The 14,069-nt window shown below is 60.9% G+C and carries 16 protein-coding genes; 11 read left to right on the top strand and 5 right to left on the bottom strand.

All coding sequences use genetic code 11. From position 1 onward, the window contains the following. Window positions 1–147: 147 nt before the first annotated feature. The 3 genes from ACNQ62_RS10530 (at window position 148) to ACNQ62_RS10520 (ending at window position 2,830) form a co-directional block, all read left to right on the top strand. Entirely contained in the window at window positions 148–1,188 is a 1,041-nt protein-coding gene (locus ACNQ62_RS10530; protein WP_418094845.1) for an aldo/keto reductase, read from the top strand. Between the two features lie 158 nt (window positions 1,189–1,346). Next, window positions 1,347–1,844 carry a lipocalin family protein gene (locus tag ACNQ62_RS10525; protein ID WP_418094844.1) on the top strand — a complete coding sequence of 166 codons (498 nt, stop codon included), beginning with the start codon at window positions 1,347–1,349 and terminating at the stop codon, window positions 1,842–1,844. 68 nt (window positions 1,845–1,912) lie between these two features. Continuing rightward, window positions 1,913–2,830 carry an EamA/RhaT family transporter gene (locus ACNQ62_RS10520; RefSeq protein WP_418094843.1) on the top strand — a complete coding sequence of 306 codons (918 nt, stop codon included), beginning with the start codon at window positions 1,913–1,915 and terminating at the stop codon, window positions 2,828–2,830. Here the strand turns inward: ACNQ62_RS10520 and ACNQ62_RS10515 are convergent. Continuing rightward, window positions 2,827–3,522 (bottom strand): NUDIX hydrolase, encoded by a 696-nt coding sequence (locus ACNQ62_RS10515; RefSeq protein WP_009825059.1) that lies wholly within the window; start codon window positions 3,520–3,522, stop codon window positions 2,827–2,829. The genes ACNQ62_RS10520 and ACNQ62_RS10515 overlap by 4 nt on opposite strands. Before the next feature lie 48 nt (window positions 3,523–3,570). Beyond that, window positions 3,571–3,975, bottom strand: coding sequence for a DUF983 domain-containing protein (locus tag ACNQ62_RS10510; protein ID WP_005849256.1), 405 nt, complete (start codon window positions 3,973–3,975; stop codon window positions 3,571–3,573). A 213-nt stretch (window positions 3,976–4,188) separates the two neighbouring features. Between ACNQ62_RS10510 and ACNQ62_RS10505 the strand changes: the two genes are divergently transcribed. From ACNQ62_RS10505 to ACNQ62_RS10485, 5 genes are all read left to right on the top strand, one after another. Further along, on the top strand, window positions 4,189–4,836 hold the full coding sequence (locus ACNQ62_RS10505; protein WP_386168235.1) for an EF-hand domain-containing protein: 648 nt from the start codon (window positions 4,189–4,191) through the stop codon (window positions 4,834–4,836). 55 nt (window positions 4,837–4,891) lie between these two features. Continuing rightward, entirely contained in the window at window positions 4,892–5,494 is a 603-nt protein-coding gene (locus ACNQ62_RS10500; RefSeq protein ID WP_373276847.1) for an RNA polymerase sigma factor, read from the top strand. Continuing rightward, on the top strand, window positions 5,481–5,843 hold the full coding sequence (locus tag ACNQ62_RS10495; RefSeq protein ID WP_235208518.1) for a hypothetical protein: 363 nt from the start codon (window positions 5,481–5,483) through the stop codon (window positions 5,841–5,843). Before ACNQ62_RS10500 ends, ACNQ62_RS10495 begins: the two co-directional genes overlap by 14 nt. A gap of 3 nt (window positions 5,844–5,846) precedes the next feature. Continuing rightward, window positions 5,847–6,356, top strand: a complete 510-nt coding sequence (locus ACNQ62_RS10490) for a periplasmic heavy metal sensor (RefSeq protein ID WP_074634580.1) — start codon at window positions 5,847–5,849, stop codon at window positions 6,354–6,356. Window positions 6,357–6,469: 113 nt separating this feature from the next. Continuing rightward, window positions 6,470–6,964: a hypothetical protein gene (locus ACNQ62_RS10485; RefSeq protein ID WP_005849249.1), complete on the top strand. Its 495-nt coding sequence runs from the start codon at window positions 6,470–6,472 to the stop codon at window positions 6,962–6,964. A gap of 59 nt (window positions 6,965–7,023) precedes the next feature. On the opposite strand, the gene ACNQ62_RS10480 is transcribed toward ACNQ62_RS10485, so the two are convergent. From ACNQ62_RS10480 to ACNQ62_RS10470, 3 genes are read right to left on the bottom strand one after another with little or no spacing between them, the layout of a single operon-like run. After that, window positions 7,024–7,584 carry a TadE/TadG family type IV pilus assembly protein gene (locus tag ACNQ62_RS10480; RefSeq protein WP_074634579.1) on the bottom strand — a complete coding sequence of 187 codons (561 nt, stop codon included), beginning with the start codon at window positions 7,582–7,584 and terminating at the stop codon, window positions 7,024–7,026. Further along, window positions 7,584–8,123 (bottom strand): TadE/TadG family type IV pilus assembly protein, encoded by a 540-nt coding sequence (locus ACNQ62_RS10475; protein ID WP_005849245.1) that lies wholly within the window; start codon window positions 8,121–8,123, stop codon window positions 7,584–7,586. Before ACNQ62_RS10475 ends, ACNQ62_RS10480 begins: the two co-directional genes overlap by 1 nt. Continuing rightward, on the bottom strand, window positions 8,120–9,535 hold the full coding sequence (locus ACNQ62_RS10470; protein ID WP_348410190.1) for a TadE/TadG family type IV pilus assembly protein: 1,416 nt from the start codon (window positions 9,533–9,535) through the stop codon (window positions 8,120–8,122). The genes ACNQ62_RS10475 and ACNQ62_RS10470 overlap by 4 nt, the downstream gene beginning before the upstream one ends. A 371-nt stretch (window positions 9,536–9,906) precedes the next feature. On the opposite strand from ACNQ62_RS10470, the gene ACNQ62_RS10465 reads away from it, so the two are divergent. The 3 genes from ACNQ62_RS10465 (at window position 9,907) to dnaG (ending at window position 14,045) form a co-directional block, all read left to right on the top strand. After that, on the top strand, window positions 9,907–11,337 hold the full coding sequence (locus ACNQ62_RS10465) for a Glu/Leu/Phe/Val family dehydrogenase (RefSeq protein WP_340287762.1): 1,431 nt from the start codon (window positions 9,907–9,909) through the stop codon (window positions 11,335–11,337). A 254-nt stretch (window positions 11,338–11,591) separates the two neighbouring features. Next, window positions 11,592–11,900 carry a hypothetical protein gene (locus ACNQ62_RS10460; RefSeq protein ID WP_005849241.1) on the top strand — a complete coding sequence of 103 codons (309 nt, stop codon included), beginning with the start codon at window positions 11,592–11,594 and terminating at the stop codon, window positions 11,898–11,900. Between the two features lie 171 nt (window positions 11,901–12,071). Then, entirely contained in the window at window positions 12,072–14,045 is a 1,974-nt protein-coding gene (gene dnaG, locus ACNQ62_RS10455; RefSeq protein ID WP_418094842.1) for a DNA primase, read from the top strand. Window positions 14,046–14,069: the final 24 nt, after the last annotated feature.

The following is a 14,069-nucleotide window of genomic DNA, read 5'->3' as shown; positions in this document are numbered from 1 at the left end:
ATTTTCGGACAAGACCAATGGCCAAAGCGACAGTCACGCGAAAATTTTCACCCTTCGGCTTTTGCACGGCGGGGCGGCCCGGAAAATGCGCTTGCGGTGACGTGGCGGAACAGAAAGGGTAGGCGCAAATCTAAACGAGGAATTCCAATGCAAAAGAACACGCTGGGTCACACAGGTATCGAAGTGACTGATTTCTGTCTGGGTTCAATGACTTGGGGCACGCAAAACACCCCAGAGGAAGGCCATGCGCAGATTGAACGCGCCCTTGATGCGGGGATCAACTTTATCGACACCGCCGAGATGTATCCGGTTAACCCGATCAAGGCGGAAACCATTGGCCGCACTGAAGAGATCATCGGTCAGTGGATCGCCAAGACCGGACGGCGCGATGATTTTGTGCTGGCGACGAAGCACTCAGGCGCCGGGGCTCCGGTGCGTGACGGCGCGGGGATTTCGCCCGATACGATCCGCAGCACGCTTGAAGGATCGCTGAAGCGGCTCAACACCGATTACGTCGATCTCTACCAGTTCCACTGGCCCAATCGCGGCAGCTACATGTTCCGCAAGAACTGGGAGTATGACCCCTCGTCGCAGAACCGTGCCGAGACGATGGCGCATATGGAAGACTGCCTTGGCGCGCTGCAAGACGAGGTGACTCGCGGCACCATCCGTGCCTTCGGGTTGAGCAACGAAAGCGCTTGGGGGCTGACCCAATGGGTGAATGCCGCCGAACGCACGGGCGGCCCGCGTGCCGTTTCGGTCCAGAACGAATATTCGCTGCTGGCACGCATCGCTGATACCGACGTGGCCGAAACATGCCACAACGAAGATATCGGGATGCTGTCGTATTCTCCGCTTGCTACGGGGCTGCTGACCGGCAAATACCAGAACGGCGTGTTACCCGAAGGATCGCGCATGGCGATCAACGAGGATCTGGGCGGGCGCAAGACGGACCGCGTGTTTGATGCGGTGGACGCCTATCTGCAGATCGCGCAGAAACACGGGCTGGATCCGGTGCAGATGTCCCTGGCCTTCACGCGCCAGCGGCCCTTCATGACCTCGGTGATCTTCGGCGCGACCTCGCTTGACCAGCTCGAGGTGATCCTCGGCGGGATCGACCTGCATCTGGATGACGAGGTGATGGCAGATCTGGATGCCGCGCATAAAGCGCATCCGATGCCGTTCTGACCCTTCAAACGCCACGCCGGCCCTGACCCCAAGGAGATTCTGATGCCTCTCACCATGAACAAGGACGTATTCATCACCTGTGCGGTCACGATAATCGGCAATATAGGCGCACAGGTCATCGCCCCAGCACAGTGTGTCTTGACTAAACGGGATGCGGCATGAAGCGCGCGCTATTTTGGCTGGCGGTCTTGGCTGGATGCGCCGGACCCGCACCCGAAACGGCACAAGGCCTGCGGGATAGCAAAGCGCTGATTGGCGCGACCAGCCGCTATGACGCGGCGCGCTTCAAAGGGGCGTGGCTGGTCCGCGACAGCTTTGGCGACGGCGTGGCGCAGGTGGCCTTGGTCGAGACGACGAAGGGCCCCGCGTTCCAGCTGTGCACACAGGTCGGCTGTGGCGACGGCGGGACGCTGTGGCTGGCGCAGCAGCAGGGGCAGGGGCGCTATGCGCTGTCGCGCCCCGATGGCAGCACGCGCACGCTTTGGGTGCTTTGGGTCGACGAAGGGTTCCGCACCGCGGTGGTCGGCAATCCCGCTGGCGACTTTGGCTGGATCCTTGACCGCAGCGCCAGCGGCGGCGCGGACCGGATCGCGGCAGCGCGCGAGATATTGGACTTTAACGGCTATGACACGGACCAGCTGAGGATACGACAATGACCAAGCACTTAGAAGTCACGTTATCGAACCGCATGATGGGCGCGCCACGGTGATCGGGGTCCGCGCCCATGGCTGACACGCTGCCGGACCTGTGGATCCTCGTGACGCTGGCCGCGGCGGTCTTTCAGACCGGGCGGTTCATGCTGCAAAAATACCTCGCCACGGCGACCCTGTCGGCGGCGGGGGCGACGTTCTCGCGGTTTCTGTATTCCGCGCCCTTCATCCTACTGGGGCTCGCGGCCTATCTGGCGCTCAGCGCGACACCACTGCCGCCGCTTGGGTCGGGGTTCTGGGCGCATGGGTTGGTCGGCGGCACGGCGCAGATACTTGCGACGGTCTGTGTGGTGCTACTGTTCAAACAGCGCAACTTTGCCGTGGGCATCACCTTCAAGAAGACCGAAGTCATCCTGACGGTGCTGGTGGGTTGGATCATTCTGGGCGAAGGCGTCAGCGCCACCGGTTTCGCCGCGATTGCCCTTGGCGTGGTAGGGTTGTTTCTGCTGTCCGGCGGGGCAGAGGCCAAGGGGTTTCACCTGCGCGACCTGCGCAATCGCGCGGCGGGGCTGGGGATCGCGTCAGGCGCGCTTTTCGCGGTGTCGGCCGTGTCCTACCGCGGGGCGTCGCTGGCGGTGCAGACCGATCTGCCGGTGCTGCGCGCAGGCGTGACCCTTGCGGCGGTGGTGACGATGCAATCGCTGATCATGGCGGTGTACCTGCGGCTGCGCGAACCGGGGCAGATCCGCGATGTCTGGCGCGCGCGCCGGGTCGCGGTCTGGATCGGGCTGACCTCGATGGGCGGATCGCTGTGCTGGTTCATCGCCTTCACCTTGCAGAACGCAGCCTATGTCAAAGCCCTTGGTCAGGTAGAGCTGATCCTGAGCGTCGCGGCCTCCACCCTGTTCTTCCGCGAGAAAATCAGCCCCCGAGAGGCGGCAGGCATGGCGGTGCTGATCGCGTCGATCCTGATGCTGGTGATGGTCGCCTAGCTTGGCATCGGGCGCCCGCGCAAACGCAGGAACAGGCTTTCTTCGTCGTTATTCTTGAAAAACGGGACCGAGGCGGGCGGGTCAAGCTGCCGCGCGCGGGCCTCGACTTCGGCCAGCACCACCTCGGTGATGAAGGGCATGTCGAATTTGCGCGCGTCCGACAGGGCCACCCATTGCAGATGCGAAAGCTCGTCACAGGCGTCGTCGAAATTGTCCAGATCGGTGGCGATATCCTCGGCATCGACCAGAAAGAAACGCGCATCAAAGCGGCGTGGACGGCCGGGAGGCGTCAGCGCGCGGAAAACAAATTGCAGCGGGGCCGCGTGGGGCAGATAGCCGCGCTGTGCAAAGGTCAGCCAATCGGCAGGGGGCGTGCCCTCCCATGCGCCTTTCTGGCCAAGGATCAGGCCGGTCTCTTCCCAAAGCTCGCGGATCGCGGCCACCACCAAGGCATGTGCAAGGCTGCCATCGGCGTCTTCGGCCAGACGGTTCTGGCAGGTTTCATCCACCATGCTGGCCAGCGGCACCTGCGCATCGCCCAGATCGACCGCGCCGCCCGGAAAGACGAATTTATTGGGCATAAAGGCTGCCGTCGCACCACGCTGCCCCATCAGGATCCGCGGCGCGGTATGCCGGTCGCGGATCACGATCACCGTGGCTGCGTTGCGGATTTTACTTTTATCGATGGTCATCGCCTTGCCCCATATCCTGTTGTTCTAGCGGGGCTTTTGGGGTGCCGGTCAGCTGGTGCTGCCGAACCCGCCCATACGCTTTGCCCATTGGAAGCCGATCATGGCTCCTTTCAGTCTGGGCAGAAGGTAGAGGGACAATCCGACGCAGCCAACCGAAAAGATTGTAAACAACGTCAGCGGCTCGGGGCGCCAGACCACAAAGGCGATGTGCAGCCCCGGCGCCAGCAGGTGCCCGACAAGCAGGATCGTCAGATAGGCGGGCCCATCATCGGCGCGGTGGTGGAACAGTTCTTGGCCGCAGACGGTGCAGGTATCATTGACCTTCAGATAGCTTTTCAGCATCGGACCGGCCCCGCAGTTGGGGCATTTACGCCGCCAGCCGCGCAGCAGGGATTTCTTCATGCTGCGTTCATCTGTGTCTACGTGAGGCATATTTACGGTCTGGTCAGTCATCTGGGCTTCCTTGTTCCCATCCTACATGCGGCCAAAACGCCGCGAAATAAAGGGATCTCGGGGCAGTTGCGTCGCCATGTCGCAAAGCCCGCGCAGGGGTGCTCAAAACTTTTTCACATTTTCTGCGACGGAATGACGGGCGGCTGTCGTTTGAACCGGTATCGCCACGCTGAAAACGGCGGGCGTTAGATAGATCACCAAAGGAAGAAACAGATGACAAAACGAGCAAATCTTCAGATCGCACTCTTGAGCGGGTTGATCGCATTGGGCGGCACGACACTGGTCGCGCAGAATGCGGATAAGGCAGAGGGCGGCAAGCAAAGCCACTTTGTCCAGTTGGACACCGATATGAACGGTGAAGTCACTGCCGAAGAAATGAAAGCCCATGCCGCGGCACGTTTCGCTGCTGCTGACGCGGACGGCGACGGCTTCCTGACACAGGATGAACTGGCCGCCGCAGCCAAGGCACGCCACGCCGAGCGCAGCCAGCGCATGCTGGAGAAGCTGGACACCGACGGCAACGGGTCGCTTTCCGCGACCGAGCTTGAAGCCATGGGCAAAGGCAAAGGCGACCGGATGGCCAAGCGCCACGACAAGATGATGAAGCGCATGGATGCCAATGAAGACGGCAAGCTGTCGATAGAAGAAATGGCCGGGCGTCACAGCCCCGAGCAGATGATCGAGAAGCTGGACACCGACAAGAACGGATCGCTGAGCGCGGAAGAGTTCGCCAAAGCTCGTATGGGTGGCAAGCATCACGGCAAACGCGGTGGTCATGACGGCAAGGACGGGCACGGCAAACCCGGCAAACACATGAAGCACGACAAGTCCGATGACGGCGACGCGGCTGCAACGGAATAAGGCAAGCATGCGGGCGTGCTTGAACGGCGCGCCCGCAAAGGCTACCTCCGGTTTGATGGATATGCACGATACGACGGATGCCGACGGGGTGGATGATCCCGAACGCGCCTTGCTGCACCGCTATGTGCAGGGGGATGCGGCGGCGGCACGGCTGTTGACGCTCCAGTTGACACCGCGCATCTTTGGTCACGCCTTCCGCATTCTGGGCAACGCGGCCGAGGCTGAAGACGTGACGCAAGACGCGCTGATGCGCCTGTGGAAGATCGCTCCGGACTGGCGCGATGGCGAAGCGAAGGTGACCACCTGGCTGTACCGTGTGACCGCCAACCTGTGCACCGACCGCCTGCGCAAACGCGGCCGTGGTGTCCCGCTTGAGGACATCGCGGAACCCACCGATCCGGCGGAGAGCGCCGAGGCTCGGCTGCAGCGCACGGCGCGCGAGGATGCCTTGCAAGCGGCGCTGGACAGATTGCCCGAGCGGCAGCGGCAGGCGGTGGTGCTGCGCCACATAGACGGGTTGGCGAACCCCGAGATCGCGACCATTCTGGATGTCGGGGTCGAAGCGGTTGAAAGCCTGACCGCACGGGGCAAAAGGGCTTTGGCGAAACTTTTGGGCGCACGACGTGACGCCTTGGGATACGATGATGACAAAACGTGAAACAGAGACGCTAGAGGCGCATTTCGAACAGGCGCGGGCGACCCCGCCGCAGATGCCTGCGGGCATGATGGACCGGCTGATCGCCGATGCGCTGGCGGCACAGCCCGCCCCCGCGATAGGGGGCTGGCGTGGGTTCTGGCGCGCCATCGGCGGCGCACCTGCCTTGGGCGGGCTGATCACGGCAACGGCTGTCGGGTTCTGGATCGGGGTCGCCCCGCCAAGCGGCCTGCCGGATGTCGCGACGCAGATTATCACGGGCGGCGATGATTACATCGTCGCCGATGCGACATCGCTGGACACCTATACGTCAGATCTGACGGCGTTCGGCTGGGACTTGGACGAGGGATAGAAAATGGCAGGCTTTGCATTCAAAAGCACGAAGACACTGCGGTGGGCCTTGGGGCTGTCGCTGGGGGTGAACCTGCTGGTGCTGGGGCTGGTTGCGGGGGCGGCCTATCGCTTTGACGGGCCGCATGGTGGCGCGATGCGGCACATGCGCGACTATGGCACGCCCTACGTCATGGCGCTGCCCGAAGAACGCCGCCGCGCCGTCTTTGCCGATGCGCGCAAGGGGCGCGAGGATAAATCCGTCAGCCGTGCCGCACGCCGCGCATTGTATCAAGAGGCGCTGACCGCCATCCGCGCAGAGCCCTTCGACCCCGCAGAGGCACGCCGCGTGCTGGACCTGCAACGCGACGCCACGCTGACCGTTCAGCAGACCGTTCAAAACGCGTGGCTGGCCGAGTTGGCGCAGATGTCGGCACCCGAGCGTGCAGCCTATGCCGACCGAGTCGAGGAAATGCTCAAGCGCGGCAAAAAGGGCAAACGCGACGGCGCAAAGCCTCCGAAGGCCGGTCAATAGGCTGGCAACTGGCCCAAGCGGTCAGAGGCTGCCGTGCGGGATTGCGCGGCGCGGGCTTGCCAAATGCGCGCCCGGCGCGGTAGGCAAAGCGACCTTAACGAAAGTCGCGCCCCATGCTCCCTGAATTCAACGATCCAAACGAAGTTCTTGCCACCACGCGTGCCTCCTCTGGGCGGCGGGCCATTGGGCTGACGGCGCTTGGGATATTGGGGCTGTTCCTGATCTACGTCGCGTTCACCTCGTCGCCCGGTCTGGGCTGGCAGGTGTTCTTGCTGGCAATGGGGGGGCTGGCGCTTTGGATGGCTGACAAGATGCGCCGCGCAACCGCGGGCGCGATCGAGCTGACCGCCACCGAATTACGCGACAGCGACGGTACGGTGATTGCACGGGTCGAAGACATCATCGGGCTGGATCGCGGCGTTTTTGCGTTCAAGCCGTCTAACGGTTTTCTACTGCGCACCAAGCCCGGCACAGGCGGTGACCGCATTTGGCGGCCGGGCCTGTGGTGGCGGATTGGCCGGCGCATCGGTGTCGGCGGCATGACCCCCGGCAGTCAGACCAAGTTCATGTCCGAGATCATCTCTGCCATGATGGCAGAACGATCCTAAGCAAAAGGCCCGCAGGCAGATCGCCGCGGGCCTTTTCTTTTTGTCGTTATCGTCAGCTTTTACGCCCCGTCCGAGTACAGCACCCAAGGGGCGTAGCGCGGGCGGGTAAAGACGAAGTTCTTCACCTCTTGCACCGGCAGCCCGATGTTGAAGGGCGGGGCAAATGACGTCCATGTCTCGGTGACGGTGATATATTCACCATCCTCCAGTTCCGGGATTTTATCCGTCCAGCCGGTCACATCCGCTTGGGTCGCGTCGCTCAGGCTGCCGCGGGCGCGGGACCAGTGCAGCAGGAAGCGTTTGTTCTTCTGATCGTATTTCGCCGAGGTGATGCGCACTGTCGTTTCACCCGAGGAACGGGTCATATAATCCAGCAGATCCTGAATGCCGTCCATATAGGCAGTGTCCATCGGCAGCGTCTCGCGCGAGATCATATCGCCGATGGTATAGGCCGCTTTCTGGTTGGTGTAATATTCCTGATAGGTCTGGAAGAAGGTAAACATCGCCAGATAAACCCAGAAGACCATGGGCATCATGATTACCGCTTCGATCGAGGCGCTGCCGTCCTGATCACGCAGAAAGCGCGCCAGTACACGGCGTTTGAGATAAGAGATAACCATTAGCTTGGCTCCTGCACAAAGGAGGATACAGCGTACATGCTGCCCTGACCCGCGCCATCAGTTTCGAACTTGAAGCCCATAGCGCTGCCCGGCAGCATCGGGTCGAACTTGACGCAGGCCCGCAGCAGCATCAGCTGGTGCTGCGCCCCAAGGGTAAAGCCGCGTTCCTGTTTGACGGGCAGGGATTTGTCCACGCAGTCGGGCGAGGCGTTCATCGCGGCGAAGTTGCGCGGGTTCACCAGCACCATCTCAAGGCGCAGGGTATCCTTACAGTCGCCGATATAGCCCACGTTGTCACAGATCATCGTCTTGATCATGTCGTGGGTGATCGTCGTGCGTGTGTTCAGCCGGATATACCGTACTGCCGTTTCCAGCCCGCGGTTCAGGTGGAACTGCCGCAGGGAATAAAGGCTGACCTCGACCGACGCGAGGAACATGCCGAAGATGACCGGAAAGAGGATCACGAACTCGATCAGGACAACTGCGCCATCCTCACCCCGGCGGAACCGGCGCAGCGCTTGTGAAATGCGGGCGATCATTGGGTCAATCTCAACTGGTTGATCTGGCGGGCGATGGCACGGAAGGCTTCGGAAAGCTCGACACCTTCGACGCGGAAGAAGTGGCTGGGCGAGGAGGCGCAATCCTGCATCGCGGGCACGTCCTCGTCATCGACCTCGAACCCGATGGACCAGATCACGATCCGCTTGGCTTTGGCGGCGTCGCAGATATTCGACAGCAAGGTGTTGCCCAGCGATTTGTTGTACTTCTGATAATAGAAGTAACCCCAGTAGCGCGAGTTTACCTCGCGGCGTAGATACCACCAAAGGTTGTACCTATTCCAGTGAACATACTCGCTATCTTCGTTGTAGTACGTATTGCTGATGCGGAACGAGTTATCATTCGCGCCATCTGTCATAAGGATAACAGTCTTAAGCGTTTCTGAATCGGTATAGCTCGCGGGGCGGTTGTAGAATTCACGGTCGACATGACCGGCATTCACCAGCGAGTTGTTGATGTCCCGGAACGCCGGATCAAGCATCGCCGCGGCCCATTTCATGCCAAGGAAGATCGACGTACCAGCGCGCGGTACAAGATCATCAATCTGGTTCTTCAACGTGCGTTTGTTTTGTGAAAACGGGGTAATACGCTCGTAATCGTAGCGCGGGCAAACCGTATCGTCACGGTAGTTGTTGCGGCCGTCGTAGTTCCACTGGAAGTGCTGCATCTGGTTATACCGTGTGCTGCTATTCATCGCGATTGAATCGAAGTCACCATTGTCGAAATCAATGCAGTGGGAATAGTCGTGCTTTCTGTTCACGTTCATACGGTCCATGATCAGCGGGCCCGCGTTCACTTGTTCCGAATAAGGGACCAAAGAGACTGAAATCAGGTCTTCGTTCTCGTCCTTCAGCACAGTGTCCAGAAAGATATCGGCGGCATTCTGTACTTCGCCCAGACGGTTATTGGTGGCCATCGAACCCGAGATATCGAGCACGAGCGAAATTTCGACCTTTGCAACGCGTTCTTCCGCCTGACTATGGGCGGGCACTTCGAGCGTGGGGAAACCAAAGCGGCCAATAAACTGGGTGTCCATGTCCTTGCTTGCGTCGACCGTCACGGTGCGAAAGTTCAGACCGTCATCCACCACGACATTCGACAGAAACTCGGTCATGCCCGATTTGGCAAAGTAGTCTTCCACCACCGTTTTGGGGTCACGCATCTGATCCAGATCGGCTGCGGCCAGAACGGCACGGTCCGACACAGCTTGCAGACGCGAGCGTTCCATCTCGTGGCGCATGAAATCTAGCTGGATGCCACCCACGGCGATCATCATCATGATCATGAAAAGCGCGAGGATCGTCACCAACCCGTCGTCTTCACGGGCGAACCGCGTCAGCCGCTTGCGCAGGGGGAGGGTTACCCATTTACTCACTGTATCGTTCACCGGCATTTCCATGTCCTTATTCGTGCGACCCATGCGACAGACGCATTTCGGGCGGATCGGCGTTGCCAGCAGATATGCGGGGTGAAGTTGGCCGAAATAGGGCGAAATACGTTTAAAAAAGTGTATACTCATGCCGTTTTCGGGGCAGATCCCGCCCGGGCAGCCGGACTGTCCTCTGTCAGGAAACTTCGCGCAGGGATTGTCTTGTGTGCCGTGACTACTCGCTTTGGGTGATAAGTTTTCAAACTGATTAAAATTTGTGCGAAAACTTCGAAATATGGTGATTTACAGCTTTGCTTGACGCAGGTGCCATGTTCAAAAGGCGAGGCGATGAACCGGCCCGTATCAGGGTCGCAGAGCCAATTTAGGAGCGTAGAATGAACCCCGGAACCGAACCGAGCTTTCGCGATAGCGTCGACATCATGTTTAACCGGGCGGTGGCCCTGATGGACCTGTCGCCGGGTCTGGAAGAGAAGATTCGCGTGTGCAACGCGACCTACACGGTGCGTTTCGGCGTGCGCCTGCGCGGCGGTATCCAGACCTTTACCGGCTATCGCTCGGTCCATTCCGAGCATATGGAGCCGGTCAAGGGCGGCATCCGGTACAGCCCCGGCGTGAACCAGAACGAGGTAGAGGCGCTGGCGGCGTTGATGACCTATAAATGCGCGCTGGTCGAAGCGCCGTTCGGGGGCTCCAAAGGTGGGCTGTGCATTGATCCGCGCGACTATGATGAACACGAGCTGGAACTGATCACCCGCCGTTTCGCATACGAGCTGATCAAGCGCGATATGATCAACCCCGCGCAAAACGTTCCCGCCCCCGACATGGGCACGGGCGAGCGCGAGATGGCCTGGATCGCGGATCAGTACAAGCGCATGAACACCACGGATATCAACGGGGTAGCCTGTGTGACGGGCAAGCCGATCAACGCGGGCGGCATCCATGGCCGCACCGAGGCGACAGGCCGCGGCGTGCAATATGCGCTGCACGCTTTCTTCCGCGACACCAAGGGGATGGAAAAGGCTGGTCTGGGCGGTGAGCTGGACGGTAAACGCGTCGTGGTGCAGGGCTTGGGCAATGTGGGCTACCACGCCGCCAAGTTCCTGAGCGAAGAGGATGGCTGCAAGATCACCGCGATCATTGAACGCGACGGCGCTTTGTTCGATGACCGTGGTCTTGATGTGGAAGAGGTGCACCGCTGGATTTCCATGCACGGCACGATCAAGGGCTATCCAGATGCGCCCCTTGAAGAAGACGGTGCCAAGCTGCTGGAAGCGGACTGTGACATCCTGATCCCTGCGGCGCTGGAAGGGGTAATTAACCTGACCAACGCGCAAAACATCAAGGCTCCGCTGATCGTCGAAGCCGCCAACGGCCCCGTAACCGCCGGTGCCGATGATATCCTGCGTGCAAAAGGCGTCGTGATCATCCCTGACATGTATGCCAATGCCGGCGGTGTGACGGTGTCCTATTTCGAATGGGTCAAGAACCTGAGCCACATCCGTTTTGGCCGTATGCAGCGCCGCAACGAGGAAAGCCGCCACCAGCTGTTGGTGGACGAGCTGGAACGTCTGAGCGCCGATAGCGGTGTCGGCTGGCAGCTAAGCCCGAACTTCAAGGATAAATACCTGCGGGGCGCCGGGGAGCTTGAGCTGGTCCGCTCCGGTCTTTACGACACGATGAGCGACGCCTACCGGTCAATGGCGGAAGTCTGGCACAGCCGCGACGATGTCGAAGACCTGCGCACCGCCGCCTATCTGGTCAGCATCGGCAAGGTCGCCGCCAGCTACCGCGCAAAGGGGCTGTAACCCCGCGCGGGCCCTATGCTGCGCCCCTGAAAAGTTCCCCGAAAGCCGCTGTGATAGCGGCTTTCGGCAAAGACGCGCCAAACCGCCAAGCGCGTACTGCGGAAAACCGCTCTGTCACTTGTATTCCAACGGGGGCTGGCTAGGTTCCTGCGCCATGAGCACCCGCTCTCATGTCCGCTGCAGCCTTTAACTTTAAACGGCGTAGGCCGTGGAAGGGCGGCGGGCTTGCAAAGAAACATTTAGGAGATGTGACGATGAAATTTGGTAAACTCATGATTGCCGCAGCACTGGCCACGTCCAGCGCGCCTGTCTTCGCCGCCACCAGCGCTGAAACCGATTGTCAGTATCAGGCAGATGTCGTGCAGGCCGTCCGGCAAGCGCGCATCGACCGCGTGAAAGAGCGTGACGTGCCGGATCACATCGCCTCCAAGAACCCAGAATGGCCCGATCGCTATGACGCGGTTGTCCCGCTGGTCGCCCCTTGGGTCTATGAAATGAAAATGCGCGACGTGAAGGGCAACGACCTTTCTGCCGCCTGGAACGAAATGTGTTTGGGCCAGTAACGCCCGCGCGCGTCGTTTGATCGCGCCGGAGTACCTGTCGGGGCGGTAAGACGGGGGCCAGCCCCCATCGCCCTGACGGACGATCCCCCCGGAGTTTATCCGGCAAAATGAAGCCCGTTGCGCAGGCTTTGGGTGCTGGACTTTGGCCCTGCCGACCCAATATAAAACAGTATGAGCCTGCCCCCTGGATTTTTGGATGAACTGCGCAGCCGTGCCAGCCTGTCACAGGTGGTGGGGCGCAAAGTGATGTGGGATCCGCGCAAGTCCAATCAGGGCAAGGGCGATATGTGGGCTCCGTGCCCGTTCCATCAGGAAAAATCCGCCAGCTTCCACGTCGATGACCGCAAGGGATTCTACTATTGTTTCGGGTGTCACGCTAAGGGGGACGCGATCTCTTTCGTGCGCGAGACCGAGAATGTCAGCTTTATGGAAGCGGTAGAGATTCTGGCGCGTGAGGCGGGGATGCCCATGCCGAAACAAGACCCGCGCGCGCAGGAGAAGGCGGATAAGCGCACTCAACTGGCCGAGGTGATGGAGCTGGCGGTGCAGTACTTCCGGCTGCAACTGCGCACCGGTGCGGCAGGGGCCGCGCGCGACTATCTTGCCGGGCGCGGGCTGACGCCGCAGGCCTTGGAGCAATGGGAAATCGGCTTCGCGCCGGACCTGTGGCAAGGGCTTTGGGATCACCTGAAGGCCAAGAATATCGAGGGTGCGTTGATCCTTGGGGCGGGGCTGGCCAAGCCTTCGTCCAAGGGCGGGCGGCCTTATGATACTTTCCGGGGCCGGATCATGTATCCAATCCGGGATGCGCGGGGGCGGGCGATTGCCTTTGGCGGGCGGGCAATGGACCCGAATGACAACGCCAAATATCTGAACTCCCCCGAGACGGAGCTTTTTGACAAAGGCCGCAGCCTCTACAACGTGCGCGACGCGCGGACAGCCGCAGGGCAAGGCAAGCCGTTGATCGTGGCCGAAGGCTATATGGATGTGATTGCATTGGTGCAGGCCGGTTTCGGTGCGGCGGTGGCCCCCTTGGGCACGGCGATCACCGAGAGCCAGTTGCAGATGTTGTGGCGCATCTCGCCCGAGCCGATCATCACGCTGGACGGGGATGCGGCGGGTCAACGTGCGGCCATGCGCTTGATCGATCTGGCGCTGCCACTGCTTGAGGCGGGGCAATCCTTGCGTTTTGCCGTGATGCCTGACGGGCAGGATCCGGATGATCTGCTCCGCGCGCACGGGGCACCAGCGTTGCAAAAGTTACTGGATAACGCGATGCCAATGGTGCGTCTGCTTTGGCAGCGCGAGACCGACGGTCGCGTTTTCGACAGCCCCGAGCGTAAGGCAGGGTTGGACAAGGCGCTGCGCGAAAAGATCATGATGATCAAAGACCCGTCGATCCGCAGCCATTATGGCCAGGAAATCAAGGATCTGCGCTGGCAGCTCTTCCGTCCGCAAAAGGCCAAGAAAGATTTTAGCCCCGTCGCGCGCGCCTCCGGTGGGGGCAAATGGGCCCCCGCGCCGCAGGGGCCGTCCCCGAGTGCGAAATCCTCTATTCTGGTGACCGCAGCCGGGCTGGGAGCGACGGAGCATCTGCGCGAGGCGGTGATCCTGATGGCCCTGCTGGGCTGTCCGCAGTTGGTGGAAGAGTTCGAGAACGGGCTGGCCGCGATGCGCTGCCAGGATCCTGATCACGGGCGTATCCGCGATTTGATGTTGCGCCATGTGCATCACGATCCGGCGGTGTTGCGCGAAAAGATTTATGACGCTGTGGGGGAGTACACCCTTGAAAACATGCTGTCGCAGCGCCACGTAGCCATCACGCCCTGCATCCGAAGCCCTGGCAACCTGGAAAAGACGCGCATGACTGTCGCCGAAGAACTGGGCAAGCTGGAAGCCGTGCGCGGGCTGGACGAAGAGATTGCCGATGCGGTCGAAGATCTGACCGGCACCGCGGATGAAGGGCTGACATGGCGGTTGGGCGAAGCGGCACGCAACGCTGATCGCGCACAGCGCAGCGGGCAGGAAGATACCGCAGAATACGACATTGCCGAGAACGGTGCCCACATCAGCCGGGACGAACGCAGCGCTTTTGACGCATTGCTGGGGTCGATCCTGAAGGGTGATGCGAAAGACAAAAAATGAACCCGGCGTGGCTTTTTCGCCGGG

It is taken from the genome of Sulfitobacter sp. SBS6, from assembly GCF_048285585.1.
GTDB lineage: Bacteria > Pseudomonadota > Alphaproteobacteria > Rhodobacterales > Rhodobacteraceae > Sulfitobacter > Sulfitobacter pontiacus.
The sequence above is the reverse complement of the archived record's forward strand: the minus strand, read 5'-3'. Positions and strand labels throughout refer to the sequence as shown.